Annotated in this window: 15 protein-coding genes; 7 read left to right on the forward strand and 8 right to left on the reverse strand. The window is 69.9% G+C overall.

The features are described 5' to 3' along the window. Positions 1-95 precede the first annotated feature (95 nt). Positions 96-740 (reverse strand): Crp/Fnr family transcriptional regulator, encoded by a 645-nt coding sequence (locus ACFWV8_RS23655; RefSeq protein WP_384206057.1) that lies wholly within the window; start codon positions 738-740, stop codon positions 96-98. A gap of 239 nt (positions 741-979) precedes the next feature. Between ACFWV8_RS23655 and ACFWV8_RS23660 the strand changes: the two genes are divergently transcribed. The 5 genes from ACFWV8_RS23660 (at position 980) to ACFWV8_RS23680 (ending at position 5905) form a co-directional block, all read left to right on the forward strand. Further along, a complete protein-coding gene (locus tag ACFWV8_RS23660; protein WP_384206060.1) occupies positions 980-2203 on the forward strand; it encodes a Clp protease N-terminal domain-containing protein in 1224 nt (407 codons plus the stop codon). 69 nt (positions 2204-2272) lie between these two features. Next, on the forward strand, positions 2273-3697 hold the full coding sequence (locus tag ACFWV8_RS23665; RefSeq protein ID WP_384206067.1) for a sensor histidine kinase: 1425 nt from the start codon (positions 2273-2275) through the stop codon (positions 3695-3697). Positions 3698-3701: 4 nt separating this feature from the next. Beyond that, positions 3702-4346 carry a response regulator gene (locus ACFWV8_RS23670; protein WP_384206072.1) on the forward strand — a complete coding sequence of 215 codons (645 nt, stop codon included), beginning with the start codon at positions 3702-3704 and terminating at the stop codon, positions 4344-4346. Positions 4347-4589: 243 nt separating this feature from the next. Continuing rightward, a complete protein-coding gene (locus ACFWV8_RS23675; RefSeq protein ID WP_384206076.1) occupies positions 4590-5006 on the forward strand; it encodes a BlaI/MecI/CopY family transcriptional regulator in 417 nt (138 codons plus the stop codon). Beyond that, positions 5003-5905 (forward strand): M56 family metallopeptidase, encoded by a 903-nt coding sequence (locus ACFWV8_RS23680; RefSeq protein ID WP_384206079.1) that lies wholly within the window; start codon positions 5003-5005, stop codon positions 5903-5905. Before ACFWV8_RS23675 ends, ACFWV8_RS23680 begins: the two co-directional genes overlap by 4 nt. Here ACFWV8_RS23680 and ACFWV8_RS23685 read toward each other — a convergent pair. Then, a complete protein-coding gene (locus ACFWV8_RS23685) occupies positions 5902-6939 on the reverse strand; it encodes an NlpC/P60 family protein (protein WP_384206082.1) in 1038 nt (345 codons plus the stop codon). The genes ACFWV8_RS23680 and ACFWV8_RS23685 overlap by 4 nt on opposite strands. Positions 6940-7149: 210 nt before the next feature. On the opposite strand from ACFWV8_RS23685, the gene ACFWV8_RS23690 reads away from it, so the two are divergent. Beyond that, a complete protein-coding gene (locus tag ACFWV8_RS23690) occupies positions 7150-7587 on the forward strand; it encodes a hypothetical protein (RefSeq protein WP_384206087.1) in 438 nt (145 codons plus the stop codon). Between the two features lie 58 nt (positions 7588-7645). On the opposite strand, the gene ACFWV8_RS23695 is transcribed toward ACFWV8_RS23690, so the two are convergent. The 4 genes from ACFWV8_RS23695 to ACFWV8_RS23710 all read right to left on the reverse strand — a co-directional run bounded on the left by ACFWV8_RS23695 (position 7646) and on the right by ACFWV8_RS23710 (position 12081). Then, positions 7646-8086, reverse strand: coding sequence for a VOC family protein (locus ACFWV8_RS23695; protein ID WP_329384298.1), 441 nt, complete (start codon positions 8084-8086; stop codon positions 7646-7648). A gap of 213 nt (positions 8087-8299) precedes the next feature. After that, the gene (locus tag ACFWV8_RS23700) at positions 8300-9148 is read right to left on the reverse strand and encodes a PIG-L family deacetylase (RefSeq protein WP_384206091.1); all 849 of its coding nucleotides are present in this window, start codon (positions 9146-9148) and stop codon (positions 8300-8302) included. Positions 9149-9458: 310 nt separating this feature from the next. Then, entirely contained in the window at positions 9459-10268 is an 810-nt protein-coding gene (locus ACFWV8_RS23705) for an SAM-dependent methyltransferase (RefSeq protein ID WP_384206094.1), read from the reverse strand. A gap of 160 nt (positions 10269-10428) precedes the next feature. Then, on the reverse strand, positions 10429-12081 hold the full coding sequence (locus ACFWV8_RS23710; protein ID WP_384206097.1) for a SpoIIE family protein phosphatase: 1653 nt from the start codon (positions 12079-12081) through the stop codon (positions 10429-10431). A 326-nt stretch (positions 12082-12407) separates the two neighbouring features. On the opposite strand from ACFWV8_RS23710, the gene ACFWV8_RS23715 reads away from it, so the two are divergent. Next, entirely contained in the window at positions 12408-15617 is a 3210-nt protein-coding gene (locus ACFWV8_RS23715; protein WP_384206100.1) for a family 78 glycoside hydrolase catalytic domain, read from the forward strand. A 974-nt stretch (positions 15618-16591) separates the two neighbouring features. On the opposite strand, the gene ACFWV8_RS23720 is transcribed toward ACFWV8_RS23715, so the two are convergent. After that, positions 16592-17395, reverse strand: a complete 804-nt coding sequence (locus ACFWV8_RS23720) for an IclR family transcriptional regulator (RefSeq protein WP_384206363.1) — start codon at positions 17393-17395, stop codon at positions 16592-16594. A 123-nt stretch (positions 17396-17518) separates the two neighbouring features. Then, complete coding sequence (locus ACFWV8_RS23725) at positions 17519-18331, reverse strand: nucleoside phosphorylase (RefSeq protein ID WP_384206103.1); 813 nt, start codon at positions 18329-18331, stop codon at positions 17519-17521. Positions 18332-18407: the final 76 nt, after the last annotated feature.

The raw sequence follows: 18407 nt of genomic DNA on the forward strand, positions 1-18407 counted from the left end.
CGGTTCCGCGCGTCCGACTGCACAGTGGTGGGCGCTTCGCGGGTGTCCCACGTCACAGCGTCCGTGTGCCCTTGGGGCGAACCGCGTTCACCCGTCTACGGTGCGGCCGTCGCCCAGGCGCGCAGTACCTTCATGTCCCTGACGACGATCGTCCTGCGGGCCGTCTCCACCGCGCCGGACTCCCGCAGCCGTTGCAGTCCCGTGATGGCCGCGTTGCGGGTCACACCGATCGCCTGGGCGATCTCCTCCTGGCTCAGGCCGGTCAGTCGTACGACGTCCGATTCGGTTCCGGGCGCGGTGAGTTCGACCAGTCGCAGGAGAGCCCGCGCCAGCCGGACGACCAGCGGCAGGGTCAGCAGTTCGCTGCGGTGGGCGTCGGACTCCCGCAGTCGCGAGAGGGCCTGGCGCATCAAGTCCATGACGAGACCGCGCCGTTCGACGAACTGGCGGAACCGTTCGGCTTCGAGCACGACAGCCGTGCAGGGGGTGAGTGAGACCACTTCCGCCGTACGCGGGGTGCCGTTGAAGACGGACACCTCACCCAACAGGTCACCCGGTCCGCGGAAGGCCAGCCAGGTCACGACTCCACCCGGCTCCCGTGACACGACTTTGGCAAGGCCGTCGGTGAGTGCGAGCAGGTGCGTTCCCGCGGAGCCCTGTCTCAGCATCACGCTACGTTCGCGAAAAGTACGGGTGGTTCCCTGCCCCAACAACTCACGCCATGCGTCGTCCGACAGCACCCGTCGCCTTCCCCGCCAGCGTGACTCCCCGCTCCTCCCACAAGTTCTACGCCGGACCCCCCGCTTTCACCGCGAGTCGCACGACCTTGTCCGAGAACAGCTGACGGCCGCAATCCGGCGCTTGCGGACAAGTCGCCCGGCCGTTCGGACCGGAAGCGTGGCAGGTCGGCCGGCGCGGAGCCGGAGGGCGCGGGCTAGCGTCCTTCTTGGCAGGTGACACCAGGGAGAGGAAGACCCCGATGGATCAGCGAACCTCCGACCGCGACGCCGGTGCGACCACCGAGTTCGAGAGCGATGTCGTCAAGCTGTTGCTGGAGACGATGAGCAACGTGGACAAGCAGGAACGCGAGGATGCCGGTACGGAGAGCCTGCTTGCCGCGCTCGTGTCGGGTGACTCGGACGCCGGTTCCGCGATCGCCCCCGGGATGAGGGCCTCCGGCTCGCTCAGCGGTTCGATCTCGGCCCGTGGGACATCCGTGTGGGTCAGCGGCGACGCGGGTGACGGCGTGGCGGGAGCCCCGGACGACGAGCGGGAGATCGACTCCGTCTGGCGGGAGGTCCGGCAGGACAGGGCCAGGAAGCTGCGGTGGAAGAACCGGAAGAAGGAGGAGGGGGAGCAGGAAAGCGTTGAACTCCCGCCGGTGACCGGTGCGTTGCGGGCCTGTCTGCGCGATGCGCTGGTGAACGCGCGGGAGGAGGGCGCCGTTTCGGTGCGTGTGCGCCATGTGGCGTACGCACTGGTCGAGTTGCCCGATACACGTGCGCGCGAGGCCATGGTCGTGGAGAAGGTGGACGTGGCCGCCGCCTCGGCCGCGCTCGACGCGTTGCGTGGGAGCGACACAGCGCCGGAGCCCGGCTCGGTGTTGATGCTGCGCAAGTCGGGGACGTTCGGGAAGAGCGGCAATCCGCTGACCCGGAAGTTCAGCGCGTGGGTGTTCGGTGGCGGCGCGGGGTTCGGTTCCTCGGTCGTGAGCGCGGTGCGCGCGGAGGCGCTGCGGGGGGCGGTGCGGCGCGGGGCGCCGGAGCAGGAGCCCGTCGACGTACTGCTGGGAATCCTGGCGCTGGACCGGTCGTTGGCCGTCGCGGGACGTGAGCTGCCGGAGAAGCTGACGGGCGCGAACCAGGGGGCGGAACTGCTGCGCCGGTACGGCGCACGGCCGGACGCTGTCGCCCGGGTGCTGTTCTCTGCCACAGGGGCCGCGGAGGGGGAGCTCCCGTTGGGCGACGGCGCCGGCGACCGGGACCGACGGCTTCTGCACGTCGCGCAGTACACCGCTTCCTCCCAGGGCTCGCCCACGGTCGGCACCACCCATCTGCTGGCGGCCCTGCTGGACAAGACCGGGACGGACGCGGAGTCCGCGGCGGAGATCGAACGTGTACTGACCGAGAGCGGGGTGGACGTCGCCGCGCTGCGCGCGGAGCCGGAACTCCGGGTCCCGGGAGGAGCGGCACGAGCTGCCTGAGGCCGCGACGGTTCGCCGACGCGTATGACGAGAACAGCCGTTGAGCACGGCGCCCACACGGAGGAAACCATGACCCCGGCCGTGCGACCGTGGAGGCGGGCGCGCCGCGAGGCCGCCGCGATCCGGGACGCGGTGCGCGCGGCGCCCCGGCGGACCGTCGCCACGGAATCCGTACTCGTCGGCCTGGTCCTGCTGTGCTCGCTGGCGCCGATTTCGCTGATACCGCCGGCCCACCCGGTGACGACGGCCCTTCTGGGGGTGTGGGCGGCGCTGCTGGTGCCCGCGCGGCGGCTGTACCCGGCCCTGACGGTCCTGTGTTGCGTGCCGGTGGTCGCCGGGGACAACGTGTGGGCGATGGTGGTGGCGCCGTTCGTCGTGTGGTCCGCCGCGCGCCGCATCGCCCCAGCGCGGCGCGCCTGGAAGGTGGTTGGGGCGAGCGCTGTCGGCTCCGCGCTCGCCGCGACCGCCGTCCAGTCCCTCAGCGGACTTCCGACGATGCCGTATCTGGCCGCCGGAGCCGGCATGAGCGGGCTGTTCATCCTGCTGCCCGCGCTGTCCGGCATGATGCTGGGGCGTCGCCGTCCGCTGACCGGGCTGCTGCGCGAACGCAATGCCTACCTCGAACAGGCCCGCTTCCTCACCGACGAGGCGGCCCGCATGGAGGAACGGGCGCGCATCGCCGCCGAGATGCACGATCTGCTCGGCCACCGCATCGGTCTCATCTCGATGCACGCCGGAGCCCTCCAGCTCGCCGCCGAACGACAGGCACCCCCGCTGGCCGCCCAGGCCGAACTCCTGCGCACCACCGCGGGAACAGCCATGGAAGAGCTGCGCGGGATCCTCGGCGTCCTGCGTCACCAGTCCTACGAGGAGACCGGCGAGCGGGGGACCCGCGAGGATCTCGCGGCCCTCGTCGCGGACTCCCGGAACGCGGGAGCCGACGCCGAACTGCACTGGAACGCGACGGGAGTTGCGGACGCGGACGCCCGCACCCGGCAGGCCGTACACCGTGTGACCCGCGAAGGACTCGCCAACGCGCTGAAGCACGCGTCCGGCGCGCCTGTCCGCGTGACGTACCACGACGAGGGGGACCTGGTGGTGGTCTCCGTCGTCAACGACGCCCCGCCGGTGCCCCGTTCGCCCGGGGACGGGAACCGCAGCGGACTCGTCGGCCTTCGGGAAAGGATCGGCCTGCTCGGTGGCACGCTGAGCGCCGGGCCGTCTCCGGAGGGCGGCTTCGCTCTCTCCGCCCGGATACCCGCCCGGCCCGCCGTGCCGAAGCCGGTGTACGCGCCGTCGCCTGTGTACGCGCCCTCGCCCGTGTACGCCGCTTCGTCCGGGCCCGTGTCCGGCGGGGCGGGCTCCCAGCCCCCGCTGTCCACGGAAGTCCTCACCTGGCCCCGCCTCCTGGGCGGGGGCTGCGCGGCGATGCTGGTGTTGCTTCCGACGGTCGGCGGCACCCTCCTCCTATTGATCATGGCGGTTCTACACTGAACCGATGATCCGAGTGCTGATCGCCGACGACGAGGCGCTGATGCGCGCCGGGATCCGGCTGATCCTGGAGAACGACGACGAGATCCGTATCGTGGCCGAGGCCCAGGACGCCCGTGAAGCCGTCGAGGCCTGCCGCGCGCACCTCGTCGATGTCGCACTCCTCGACATCCGTATGCCGGGCGACGGCATCACTGGCGCCGCCGAGATCGCCCGCCACTCGCCCCGCACCCGGGTGGTGATGCTGACGGCCTTCGGCGAGGAACCGAGCGTCACCCGCGCCCTGCGCGCCGGAGCGCACGGCTACCTCCTCAAGGACACCGGCCCCCGCGACCTCATCGACGCCGTACGCCGCGCCGCCGCCGGAGAACCCGTCCTCGCCCCGCAGGTCACCCGCCAACTCATCGACTTCCGGACCCGGTCGGGCCACAGCAGCGACGCCGCGTCCCGTCGGATCGCGGACCTGACGCCGACCGAACGGGACGTCCTCCGGCTGCTGGGCACCGGCCTCTCCAACGCCGGCATCGCGGCACAGCTCCACCTGAGCTCCGGCACGGTCAAGGCCCACATCAGCAGCATCCTCACCCGCACCGACTGCACCAACCGCGTCCAGGCGGCGGTGCTGGCGCGGGAGGCGGGGCTCCACGACTGACCCGCTCCGCCCCGCGGCGCCCGCCGCCCGCCCCGGAGAAGCCGCCGCGCGGCAGGGGAAGTTCCAGCAGATGTACAGCAAGCTGTTTGAAACCCAGCCTCGTTGAGGACGAGTTCAGGGACCTCATCGAGGCTCGGCTCGCCCGGTGAACGCGCGGGACATGGCCGGCCCGGAGGGTGTTCGGACGCGTCTACGATGGTGAGGTGGGCGAAGAGCCGGTTGACGGTGGAGGGGACTCCGGAAGTGCGGTGGCTGGGGAACCTGGAAGCCGAGATCATGGACTGCCTGTGGAAGTGGGGGAGACCCGCCACCGTCCGTGAGGTGGTCGACGACATCAACACGCGGCGGCCGGCGGCGTACACGACTGTCATGACGGTGGCGTCGATCCTCCACGGCAAAGGGTGGCTGACAAGACAGAAGCAGGGCCAGGCGTGGCTCTACACACCTGTGCGCAGCCGTGAGGCGTACGCGGCGGCCCTCATGGAGGACGCACTCGGAGCGAGCGAGGACCGGCGGGTCGCGTTGGCGCACTTCGTGGAACGCATGTCGGACGACGAAGTGGCCGCGCTGCGTGAGGCGTTGCGCGACGCCGACCGCGACATCGACGGCGCCTCGGACCGCAGCACCGACCGTGCCGCCGACCACGACGTCGAGCCGTGAACGCCGCCCCCGCACTGCTCGGTTACGCCGCCGCCGTCGGCGTGCTCGCGCCGCGCGTGATGCTGCGCAGCGCGTGGCCGCACCGGGCACCGGTGCTGGCCGCCGCTGTGTGGTTCGCGCTCGCCGCGTCCTTCTCCGTGTGTGTCGCCCTCGCCGCACTCCATCTCGCGACGCCGGGCGCCCATCTGCACGGAATCCTCTACTCGTGCGGCGTGGCACTGGGCGTCGGCCCGCCCGGCGCCGGCGCGGTGCGGTTCCTGGGCATCGGTGTCGCGGCGGCCGTACCGACAGCCCTCGTGGTCACCTTCACGTACCTCGTACTGCGAGCCCGCATGGCCCGCTCCCGGCACCGCGAGGTCCTGGACAAGGTGGGCCGACCGTCGGCGAGGCTGCGCGCCACGGTCCTTGAGCACGCGACCCCCGCCGCCTACTGCCTGCCGGGCCGCCGTTCCAGGATCGTCGTGAGCAGCGGCGCCGTGGAGCTGCTGTCCGACGCCGAGATCGCCGCGGTCGTGGAGCACGAGCGCGTCCACATCGCCGGCCGCCACCATCTCCTGCTCGCGGCGGCGCGGTCCTTCGCCGTCGTGTTCAAGGGAGTGCCGCTGGCCCGGCAGACAGGGGAGCAGATCCCGCTCCTGCTGGAGATGGCCGCCGACGACGGCGCCCTGCACGTCCACTCCCAGCGGACACTGATCAGCGCCATGTTCGAGATGGCGTCGGCCGAGACGGTCCCGAAGGGCGCGCTGTCCGCAGGGGGACGCACCGTGCACATACGGCTGCGCCGGATCCTGACGCCTGCCCGGCGTACGCATCCGGCGTTCCGGGCCGTCGTATCCACCGCGGCTGTGCTGATGCCCCTATTGCCCGTGCTGCTCGCGTGCCCTCCCGGCCTGTCCTAGAGGCGCACGCCCCACATGAACGGCATGCCGCTGCGGGCGATCGACTCGTAGCGAACCTGCGCGCCCGGCTTCGGTGAGTGCAGGATCTGGCCGTTCCCGGCGTAGAAACCGACATGGCTCAGGTCGGTGCGCATGATGATCAGGTCGCCCGGCTTGAGCGCGCTCAGTGAGTTGATCCGGGTGCCCACGTTGGCCTGGTCCTGGGACGTACGGGGTATGGCGACACCGCCCTGCTGGAACGCCCAGGACGTCAGACCGGAGCAGTCGAAGGAGTTCGGGCCGGCCGCTCCCCATACGTACGGCATGCCGACCCGGCTCTTCGCCGCGGCGAAGGCCGCCGCGCCGCGCTGTGACGCACTGGCCTCGTCGCCGAGGTCGACGCGGTCGCTGTCGCGGTTCACCCGGTCCTCCTCGGCCGCCCGCTCCGCGCGCTCCTCGGCCGTCAGCGAGTTGAGGAGGGTCTGCGCCTTCGCCAGCTTGCCCTGGATCTCCTTCTTCTTGTTCCCCAGCTCCTTACGCGTGTCCTGAAGCGCCTTCAGCTGTTCGCCGGCCCGCGCCCGCAGCTGCTGCGAGGTGCGCTGCCGGGACTGGTACTGCTTGAGCGTCTCCGCCTGCCGGTCGCTCAGCCGGTCCAGGTCGGACGCCTTGTCCAGATAGCTGTCCGGGTCGGTGGAAAGCAGCAACTGCACCGACGGGTCCAGCCCGCCGCTGCGGTACTGGGCGGTGGCCACCGAGCCGAGACGGTTGCGGAGTTCGTTGAGACCGTCCTGGCGGCGGGCCGCCGAGTCCTGGAGACTGTCGACCCGCTTTTCGAGCTTGTCGGCCTTCTCCTTCGCCCCGCTGTACTTCTCCGTGGCCTGGGTCGCTTCCTCGTACAGGCGATCGATCTGCGCCTGGACACCCTTCTTGTTCGGGTCGGGAAGCGGGTCGGCGGACGCGGACTGGGTCGACAGCGCCACGGCAGCTGCGGCGGTCGCTGTGAGCATGCCCGTGTACGCGGGGTTCGGCTGCTTAGGACGACGATGGGACGCCACTGAGGCGAGCTCCTTCTTCCTCCGCCGTCACCCCGGGTGGGCGAATCGCTTTGCGAGGACTTGACCGCTGATACTAATCATCTTAGTGGCTGGCTCCAAGTCCTCCGGGTCTCAACGGTCTTGAACCCCGACGGCGCGGAGACAGGTGAACGGCGTGCCCGACCGGTACGTACCTCCCGGCACACCCGACCCGGCAGGAAGGCAACACCGGTGACCGCACCTCGCGCCGATCCCGCACGCACCACGAGTGCGCTCGCCGTGCCCCTCCTCCTGGCATCCCTGGTCATGGGCTGCTCGGCCGATCCCTCCGGCAAGGCGAGCACAGCCCCGAAATCGACTGCCCCGCCCGTCCCTTCGGCCGCGCCCGCGAGCATCGAGAAGATCGCGTCCATGACCGGCTGTGCGGCTGAGATGCGTACCGAGGCCGAAGAACTCCGCGAGGCGGTCTGCGTCACTCCGGAGGGCAACTGGATCGTGACGACCTTCCCGACCGAGAAACTCAAGCTGACCTGGCTCGATACGGCGAGCATGTACGGCGGTACCTACCTCGTCGGCCCGAGATGGGCAATCGGCGCCAAGCCCCAACTGCTCAAGACGCTCCGCACGAAGGTGGGCGGCGAACTCCAGGAACTGCGCGGCATGAAATAGCGTTCCAGGCGAAGGCTGACGATGATCTCGTTCGGCCGCGTGGTTCGGTTTCTCCTTCTCAGCTCAGTTGCTCGGCCAGTCCGACGATGATGCCCTCCGGGCCGCGTACGTAGCAGAGCAGATAGCTGTCCTCGAACCGGGCCATCTCGCCGACGAGTTCGGCGCCGTGCGGGCGCAGGCGGGCAACCGTGTCCTCGATGTCGTCGACGGCGAACATGACGCGGTGCGTGCCCAGAATGTTGTGCGGCCGGTTGCGCGGCCCGGCGCCGATCGCCGCGGGGCTGCGGTACTTCGCCAGCTCAAGCCGGCTGTGACCGTCCGGGGTCCGGACCATCGCGATGTCACAGTGGACGCCGTCGAGTCCCGTGCACTGATCGGCGACGAGGCCCTTGACCTCCGCCCTGCCCTCCAGCTCCATACCGAGTTCCACGAAGAACGCGATGGCGGCATCCATGTCCTCGACGACGATGCCGACGTTGTCCATCCGCTGAATCGCCATGCTGGTTTCTCCTTCTTCCTCGTGCGGCCGGTCGTGGCCGCTGATGTCCCTGGGACGGAGCCGGTGGCACGTTCTCGACATCCGCAGACCGCCGAACCCCGAAAGATCTGACTTGGTCCACCTGGATGCGGCGGCTCCGCGGAGTGGGACGAGGAGGGCAGGTCCGTTGAGGCCGATGAGCTTTCCCGAGCCCCGGCCGGCCGGACGGAGGGATCAGCGCAGTCCGGCGAAGAGATCGTTCTCGGGTACGGTCGCGCCGGTGGCGTCCTTGACACGTACGAAGGTCTCCATGCCCATCAACTCGCCGAACTTCTCCTTGCCCATCTTGAGGAAGAAGATGTTCTCGCCCTGACTGGCGTGCGCGGCCAGCGCGTCGTACTTCTGACCGCTGAACGGGGTGGTGTCCACCCACGTGGTGATCTCGTCGTCGGGGAGGCCGATCTCGGCCATCGCGGCGGCCTCGGCGGCCTCCGCGGGATCCGGCTCCGACTCCGGCACGTCCTCCTGAAACTCGCGCATGGTCTCACCGAACCGCCGCATCAGCGAGCGGGGCATCGTCGTCCAGTACACCTTCGGTGTCAGCGCGGACATCTCCAGCGCCGCCATCGTGATGCGGTGGGCCTGGATGTGGTCGGGGTGACCGTAGAAGCCGTTCTCGTCGTAGGTGACGACCACATCGGGCCGGTAGTGCCGCATGAGTTCCGCGAGCCGGGCGGCGCCTTCCTCCACGGGGGTCTGCCAGAAGGATCCCGGGGCGTCGTTGCTCGGCCAGCCCGCCATTCCGGAGTCGGCGTAGTCCAGCATCTCCAGATCGCTGATCTTCAGGACGTCACAGCTCGCCTCAAGTTCTCGCCGGCGCAGCGAGGCGACGGCCGCCGGATCGTGACCGGGGTCGCCCGGCTTGACACCCCCCGGCCCGTCACCGCAACCGCCGTCGGTACACGTCACGAGAACGGTGCGGATGCCTTCCGCCGCGTACCGCGCGAGGATCCCTCCGGTTCCGGTGGCCTCGTCGTCGGGGTGGGCGTGTACTGCCATGAGCGTCAGGGGCCGGTCAGTCATGGGACAGTCCTTCGGTAGAAATACGTCGTGGTCCGAGTACGCGCCGGGCGTACCGCGATCCCGACGGCCTGGATCCTGGCAGGGGCTGACGACCTCATGGGTCTCCGTGTTCCCCGCCCCGCCCGGCGGCGTCGGTCTCTCGGATGCAACGGCGCTGGCCGGACCGGCTGTTCCCGGCGCGGCGCCGCTGTTACTACACGTGGCTCGGCCACTCCTTCGCGGGACCAGCCAGGCGAACCCCAGGCGAACCCGCCCCGCGCACGAGGCATCACCCCGGCGCAGGTCGCTTCAGGGGTGCTTCAGAGTCGCTTCAGGGCTTTCGGGCAACCGCCCCGTACATGGCGATGTCGCGGCCGTCGATGCCGGCCTGTTCAGGGCCGGGGCGCCAGGTGTGCACCTGGGTGACTCCTGGCTCCTGTAGTTCCAGGTCCTCGAAGAACGAGGTGGCGGTGGGGAGATCACGTAGCACCATGGGCATGTTCTGCTGCCGGTACTCCTCCGCCACCCGGTTGACTTCCTCGGGCGCGAAGTCGGCGGTGCCGATGGTCATTGCCAGATAGCTGCCGGACGGCAGCGGTTCCAGGAGCCGCTTGACCAGGCGCCGGTCGTCCGGAGGCAGGATGAAGTGCAGGATGCCGATCACCATCAGGCCGACGGGCCGGTCCAGATCGATGAGGTCACGGAACTCGGGGCTGTCCAGGATGGTGTCGGGGTGGTGCATGTCGGCGTCCACATACGCGGTGGCCCCTTCGGCCGAGCTCTGGAGCAGGGCGCGGGCGTGGGCGAGGACGATGGGGTCGTTGTCGACGTAGACCACGCGTGATTCCGGCGCCACCTCCTGCACGACCTCATGCAGGTTGGGTGAGGTCGGCAGACCGGTCCCGACGTCGAGGAACTGGCGGATGCCCCGCTCCTCGGCCAGGAAGCGGCCCGCGCGATGCATGAACCGGCGGTTCTCCATCATGTGGACGGGCAACGCGGGCCAGTGCCGGCACATGGCGTCGCCCGCCTCGACATCGGCGGGATAGTGATCATTGCCGCCCAGAATGTAGTCGTACACCCGGGCGGAGTGGGCGCGCGAGGTGGCAAGTCCGCTCTGTCGTTCGTGCGGAGCATTCATGCGGCGCCTCTTTCGGTCAAGGACGGCTCACCAACGGTATAAACGTGGTGTTCGGGGTGCAAGCGAAACAGCGGAATGAGGACGCGTCCGGCAGGCCGGCCAGGCCGGCCAAGCCGGCCCTCAGCGGGCCGAGGGCGGGGGCGGGACCGGGGACTGGGCATCACCCCTCCCTCCGGACTTGCAGGGCGATCACGGCGATGTCGTCCCGGCGGTTCTGGACAGGCGGCAGGAGCCCCCGGATCAGGGTCAGCTGGGGCACCCCCTTTTGGACCAGCGCGTCGGTGTGCTCACGCAGGCGCTGGAGACCGTCACCGATGTCCGTACCCGGCACCTCCACGAGTCCGTCGGTGTAGAGCACCAAGGTGTCGCCCTCCCGGATGACCGCGTGGAGGTCGGTACGGGGGAGAGCCTCACCGACGCACAGTGGTGGGTCCGAGGCCGTGAGGTCGTGCAGGTACCGCGACGGCGCGCCGGCCGGGATCAGCAGGGGTGGCGGGTGGCCGGCGTTGGACAGGGCGATGTGCCAGGCATCGTCCTCCTGCCGGTGCAGGACCGCGTGCACCGCCGTGACCATCGACGGGCTGTCGAGCGCCTGCACGATGCGGTCGAGCCGGCTCAAGGTGGCCGCCGGGCTGGCGGCCGGGCCGCTGTCGTAGGCGAGTCCCCTCAGAATGCTGTTGACGCGCCCCATCGCGGTGGCCGCGTCCAGGTCGTGACCCGCGATGTCGCCGATGGACAGGGCGAGCGAGTCGGCCGAGAGTCTGACGGCGTCGTACCAGTCCCCGCCGACCTCGGCGGCCGAGTCGGCCGGATGGTAGAGCGCCGTGATGACGAGACCTTCGACGGACGGCGGGACGGCCAGGAAGGACTGCTGCAGTACGAGGGCCATGTCGCGGATGCTCTGCAGTTCCATTGTCCGGCGCAGGGGCTCGCTCATCTGCTGAAAGACGTCCTGCAGCAGGGAGAGGTCGGCCTCGTCCGAGGGCGGGTTGCCCCGGCAGGTCGCCGTGGTCGCCAGCGCGACAGTCCGGCCGTCCACCACGACGGGCAGCAGGGCCACGCTCGTCGCGTCGGCCTCCCGCAGCCAACGGACGGTGACCTTGGAAAGACTGTCCTCGGGCGGCTCTCCGGGCGGGAAGGTCAGCAGCCCCGCCTCCTGGCTCTCGATGGCCTCCTGAGCGGCCGGCCCCAGCAGGAAGTCCGCGTCCAGCGGATGGATGGGAGGCAGTCCGGGGGCGAGCCCCACCCGCTCTGCGGACGCCGCGGCCGGTACGCCGTCGGAAGTCCGGAAAGCGGGTTGGGTGTCGCCCTGTACGTGGAAGACAGCGACGGCGTCGGCGAGTTCGGGCACGACGGCTGCCGCGGTGGTCAGAAAAGCCTCGGACAGGTTGTGCGCGGCCGGTACCGGTGCCATACGAGCCAGCAGCTTCTCCCGCATGCGGGAGCGCCAGTCGTCCTCGGCATCGGTGGCGGTACCGACCCACTCCACTTCCCCGCTCCGGTCCTCGACGGGTGCGGCGATGATCTTGATGTGGCGGAAACGGTCGGGGGCGTTCTCCAGCCGTACTCGTACGATCGTGTCGAGTGAGGACCGCTGCTGAGTGGCCTTGCGCCACGCCCGCTGGAACCAGTCCCGGTCCTTCGGATGCACCGCGTCCATCCATGAGCTCTCACCGTCGGGGTGCCACAGCCTCTCCGGCATCCCGCTGCCCATCAACAGAGTGACGACCCCGTCGGCCGACATCACCCAGACCGACTGCGGTACGGCGCCCAGGAGTGCTTCGTACCGTCTGAGGAGAGATCCCTCATTCACCGCCCCTCAGCCCCGCTCCGCACCGAACACCAGAGGATCATCGCCACTCATGGTCCGATCATCCCTCGCATGCGGGACAACAGCACGCCCTGGACCTACAACAGCACGCCTTGGCCCTTCGAGGGTCGGTTCTCGACGCGGTTGTCGCGCCACGTGCCGTTGAAGGCGAGCGCGGTGTCGATGAGCAGTGAGAGCTCCTCTCGGCCGATGTATATCGTTTCACTTCTACCTCGGTCATTTCTTTCGTCCAATGTGTTGACCCGTTTTCTGGACAGCGCCTAGCCTCCGAGGGCCCGAATGAAACCTTTCATCCGCGGAGGCTGCCCATGTCCAGACCCCCGACGCGCAGAACCGCCCTGCGACTGGGCGCCGCCGCGTCCGCCTCTGTCGTGTTCACCGGACCCCGGGCGTCCGCCGCCGCGCAGGGCAAGGGCGACGGCAAGGGCAAGGGCGCGCCAGCCGCGCCCACCGGACTGCTGACCGACCTGCTGCCCCAGGGCCTGGGCACCACCGCCGGACAGCGGCCCCGGTTCAGCTGGCAGGTCCCCGACCTCGGCCCCGGCACCCGCCAGCGTGCCTACCAGCTGGAGGTCGCCACCACCCCGGCCGGGTTCAAGAACCGCCGACTGGTCTGGAGCAGCGGCAGGGTGGCCGCCGCCGAGTCCACCGCCGTGGCCTATGGCGGCCCGGCGCTCAAACCGCGTACCGCCTACTGGTGGCGGGTCCGCAACTGGGCGGACAAGCGGTCGTCGTCGTGGTCGGAGCCCGTGCTGATGGCGACCGCGGTGGAGGACGAGTGGCGGGCCGAGCCCATCTGGGCCCCGGCCGGGCCCACCCTGACGGACGGCACCTTCGCCGCTCGCCTGAAGATCACCGCGGTGGCCGCCGGTCTGTGGTTCCGGGCCACCGACACCGCCAACAACTACATGTGGCAACTGCGCGCCGACGGTATCGCCGGAGTCCTGCGCAAGCACGTGTGCGTGAACGGTACGTACAGCGTCCTCGGCGAGGTGACTCTGCCCTTCCCGGTCGCGACCGGTGAGTGGCTGGACCTCTCCGTCACCATGACCGGCTCCACCTTCACCACCAGCGTCAACGGCACCGTCGTCGACACCACCACCCACACCCGCTACCCGGCGGGCAACATCGGCTTGCGCAACGGCCGCACCGAGTCGCAGGTGTACGACAGCGTCCGCTTCACCGCGGCCGACGGCACCGTGCGGCTCCAGGACGACTTCGCCTCCCACAAAGGCACGTTCTCCGGGGGCACCGTCGCGAACGGCGTCCTCACCTTCCCCACCGGCGCCTCCTCGCTCTCCTCCTACGGCGGCGACAACACCTGGGCGCTGCTGCGGCACGAGTACGGCCTGGCGTACGGCAAGAGGGTCGCCGCCGCTGTGCTGCACGTCGCCGCCACCTCCGCCGGCCCGGCCAGGCAGTACGTGGCCAAAGTGTGGAGCAACGGCAGCCTGGTCGGCTACGCCTCCGTACGCTCCGGCTCCGGGGTCGCGTACCAGTCCTTCGACATCACCGACACCCTGCGCGCCGGCCGGGCCAACGCTCTGGCCGCGCTGTGTCACACCCCCTCGGAGCAGAAGTTCCTGGCCCAACTGGAGATCACCTACACCGACGGCAGCCGGGCCACCATCGGCTCGGGCGGCGACTGGAGAGCCCGCGGCGAGGACGGTCTGCTCCCGGCCGGGGGCAGCGCGGGCAGCGGCTTCTTCACCGCACCGCAGGAGTACTGGGATCTGCGCAACGAGCCCGTCGGCTGGACCGAGCCCGGCTTCGACGACGCCGACTGGCTCACCCCCGCCTCCCGTTCCGCCATCGACGGCCTGGTCCCGGCGCTCATCGAGCCCGTACGGCTGCACGACGTCACCCCGGCCTCGGTGACCGAAGTGGCTGACGGACGCTGGCTGGTCGACCTCGGCCGGGAGATCGCCGGCGGGCTGGCCCTGGAGGTCACCGGGACCGCGGGTGACACCGTGGAGGTACGCCTCGGCGAGGAGCTCAACGCCGACGGCACCGTGAAGCATCAGTTGCGGGCCACCAACCTCTACCGCGAGGTGTGGACCCTGCGCGACGGTCCCCAGCGCTTCGAGCACTGGGGTTACCGCGGCTTCCGCTGGGCCGAGCTGCGCACCTCCGTCGACCTGTCCCGGGCGACAGTCAAGGGCCGCGCCTGGAAGCTCGACTGGGACGAATCCGACGCCCGCTTCAGCAGCTCGGACCCCGATCTGGACCGGGTCTGGGACCTGTGCCGCTACTCCATCGAGGCGACCCGCGGCGACCTCTACCAGGACACCCCGACCCGCGAGCGTGGCCCCTACGAGGGCGACGCGCTGATCAACCAGCTCTCCGAGTACGGCGTACAGCGCTCGTACGCGCTCGCCCGGTGGTCCAACGACTACCTGGTCCGCAAGGGCACTTGGCCCACCGAGTACCGGCTGATGTGCGCGATCTCCGCCTGGGAGGACTATCTCGCCACCGGCGACGACCGGCAACTCGCCAAGGACTACGCCCTGCTCGCGGCCAAGAACCTCACCTCGTATCTGGGTTCCGACGGTCTGGTTCACAAGTCGCCCGGCAACTCCAGCCAGGATCTGGGTGACTTGGTCGACTGGCCCGCCACAAACCGCGACGGCTACGTCTTCACCAATGTCAACACCGTCGTCAACGCCTTCCAGTACGCGGCCTTCGACGCTCTCGCCAAGTGCGCCGACGCCCTCGGCGAGAGCGATGAGGAAGCGTTGATGCGGGAACGGGCCGACACCCTCGCCGCCGCCATGCGCGACACGCTGCTCGACACCTCGGCGGGCCGGTTCCGCGATGGTGCGGGCACCACCCACAGTGCCCAGCACGCCACCGCCTTCCCGGTCGCGCTCGGTGTCGACGCCGCTCTCGACGGCGAGGTGCTGACCAGGATGGGCGACACTCTCGCCGCGGGCGGTATGAGGATGAGCGTGTACGGAGCGCAGTTCCTGCTCGACGCGTTGTTCCGGCTCGGCCGCGCCGACGCCGCGCTCGCGTTGCTCACCTCCAGGGCCACCAACTCATGGCTGCACATGATCGACGACCTGAGGGCCACCATTGTCGCGGAGGCATGGGACCCGTCCCTGAAGCCGAACATGACCTTTTCCCACGCCTGGGCCTCCGCCCCCGCCAATGTCGTGGCCCGGCACGTACTGGGCGTCCAGATCACGGAACCGGGCGCGGCCGGGTTCCGTGTCCGGCCCAGGACCGGGAGGCTGACCCGGGTCGACGGAACGGTCCCGTCCGTGCGCGGCCCCGTCTCGGTCTCCCTGCGCCGTTCCAAGGGCACGCACTCCCTCAGGGTGACCGTGCCGCCCAACTCCCGGGCGGTGGTGGAACTGGAGATCGGCGACGCCGACCCGGGGGCGTACCGGGTGGCCATGTCGGCCTCGGACGCGCACGGAGTCGTCAAGATGACGTCGTTCGACGACCTGACCGGCACGGTGCTGCGGGCCGGCCCGGTCGGCTCGGGCACGACGGTGATCGCGCTGCGTGCGTAGCCGCGTGCGCAGGCGGTGCGGGGCAGGTCAACGGCGGCGCAGGTGAGCGCGGCGCAGGTCAACGGCGGCGCAGGTGAGCGCGGCGCAGGTCAGCGGCGGGGCAGCACGCCGAGGAGGGCCGCGGTCAGGGCCAGCTTCAGGGACACGATGGTGTGCGTCGGCCAGCCGACGGGCAAGGCGGTCCTGATGCCCTTCGACCACGACCGGCAGAAGGAGGTGGCGGGTGGACTGGACCGGATGGTGCGAGCGGCCCGGGAGAGGGCGCGAGGGGCGCGAGAAGGGGGCAGGTGGTGCAAGGCGCTGAGAGGTCGAGACAACGACGAACCCCCAGGTCGATGACCTGGGGGTTCGTGGAAGAGCGGGTGACGAGAATCGAACTCGCGCTCTGAGCTTGGGAATCCACGGCGCTTTGGAGCACCACAGGGCTCTGAACAGGTGTTACTTGGGTCTATGAGCTGTGCTGGCTCCGGTTGGACTGACCGCTTCTGACCTTGGCGTACCGCACTGAAGGGCTGGGACGGGGCTGGCCTGTGAACGGACGGACACGAAGACGGCTCGGGTGGCCTGGGCCGGGTGCGAGGAGGGACGTCGCGTTCAAGGCCACGGAGTGGTGTGCTCGCGCGAAGGATCGCATCCCTGTATCCAGGCTCTCCGCGAATCCGCCCCGAGGAGCGAGTCTCTTGGCGATCGTCGTGCGTATCGCGTCTTCGGATTGTCCATGGGGGCGGAAGAGTTCAAGTTCTCAGCTCGGCGTCAGCTGTATGTGCTCGTCGCTGGCTGGGCGTTGTCGAACAAGGTGCTCCTCACGAGTGGGACAGGTACTCGATCCCGGAGTTCGTGACCCACGTGGCAGCGCTGTCGGCGTCCGCCGGTCGAACGGGAGGTTGGGCCCGGGACTTGCTCGCTGCGTCGTCCGGGAGGTCGGCGAAAACCTCGACTTCGCGTGTGTCCGTGGCCGGCGGTGGTTGTCGGACCTACCCGGCCGGTTCGGGTGAGGGGCGGAAGCGGGCGGGGGAGGCGGTGCCCGCGTAACCCTGTTCCATCGAGAGTGCGCGGGCGGCCCGCAGGGCCGTTTCGGTGGCGCGGGTGCGGGCCAGTGGGTCGCGCATTCGCTGGCCCGCGGCGGCGAGGGTGATGCTGGACGTGGTCTGGCCGGTGGACCCGAAAACCGGCGCGGACACTGCCCAGACGTCGTCGTCCAGTTCGTTCTCGCACACGTCAAAACCCTGCATCCGCACCTGGACGAGATGGGCGGTCACACGCTCCTCCGTGTGCGGGGTGTCCGGGGTGTAGGCCGTCAACTCCTGTGCGCGCAACACCATGGCGACGGTCTCGGGTGTCTGGTACGCGAGGATGCTGCGCGCCGAGGCTGCCGCGTGCGGTGGCATGTCCTGGCCCACCCGGACGAACAGACGGAGCGGGTGCACGCCCTCGACCAGAGCCACGCAGAGCAGACGGGTGCCGGTCAGTTCGGTGAGGAACACGGTCTCGCCGCTCTCCCTGGCGGCGTCTTCCATGGGGCGCGGCGGGCTGACCGCCGTGCCCTGGGAGGCGATGGCCATCGTGGACAGCTCGGTGAAGGCCGGTCCGAGGAAGTAGCGGCGGTTGCTGGGGGAGCGGGTCACGTAGCGTTCTTCGACGAGCGCGGCCATCACCCGGTGCAGGCTGCCTATCGGGATGCCCAGAACCTCGTGCAACTGTTGCAACGAGATACCGCGCAAGTGGGTCGCGATGACCCGCAGGATGCGCAGCGTTCTGGTGTAACTGTCGGTACTCAGCGGTCTGTCCGTTCGTTGGGGCCAAAGGACTACCGGGCGGGGACAGAGGGGCGTCGTCCTGGCACCGTCGTCACGCCCGCTCGTACGTGGCTCCGGTACTGATGTGCGGCTACCGGGCGCTGTTCAGGACGTGACCGCGGTGTCCGCCTGCGGATCGTTGTCGTCCGAGAGTAGCGCCGCGGCGCTTATCGCCACCCGCAGCATGGCGAGTTGGACGGGACGGTAGTCCTCCAGCCAGCCGTCGGTGGCACGGTTGGCGTGCGCGACCAGAACGGCGCCCGCTCGCAAGCCGAGGGCCCCGGCCACCGCCAGCACCGTCTCGGTCTCCATCTCCAGCCCGTCGGCTCCCAGTCCGCGCAGGACGTCCATCCTCGCGGCGGCACGTTCCTCGTGTCCGGACAGCGGTCGTCCCTGACCGAGGTAGTACGAATCGACCGTGGCGACGGAGATCTCGGTGAGTGGTACGTCCAAGTCGCGTGCCGCACGCCGCAGGGCGGTCAGGACGGCCGGATGGGCCGCTGGGCCGGCCGGGTCGGCGGGGTAGTACGAGGCGGCGCCGCTACCCGGCAACGCCCGGGTGGCCGAGCAGACGGTGCCCGGCGGTATGCGGTCGGTCAGGGAGCCCATGCCGCCGGTACGAAGCACGGTCTTCACTCCGAGCCGGGCGAGTTCGACGACGGCGATCTCGGTGGAAGGGCCTCCGATGCCGGTCGAGCAGACCGCGATCCGCCGGCCGCCGGGTGCACGGCCGGTACCGATCCTGAACTCCCGGTTCTGGCCGAGGACATGGAAGTCGTCGAGCACCTCGGAGGCCAGGTCGACCCGGGCGGGGTCTCCCGGGAGCAGACAGACCGGTGGGAGTGCTTCGTCGGCGGCGCCGGCCGGGAGATGGGGCGGTGCCCCCCTGTGCCATGGATCCTGCGCGCTTCTCGCCATCGGCGACAACCTCCGTATGAGCTCTTGGGTTCCACAGGTGGAAATAATGCGTGACGGGGGCGTAACTTTTTGGCGC

This window comes from Streptomyces sp. NPDC058665, assembly GCF_042714995.1.
Taxonomy (GTDB): domain Bacteria; phylum Actinomycetota; class Actinomycetes; order Streptomycetales; family Streptomycetaceae; genus Streptomyces.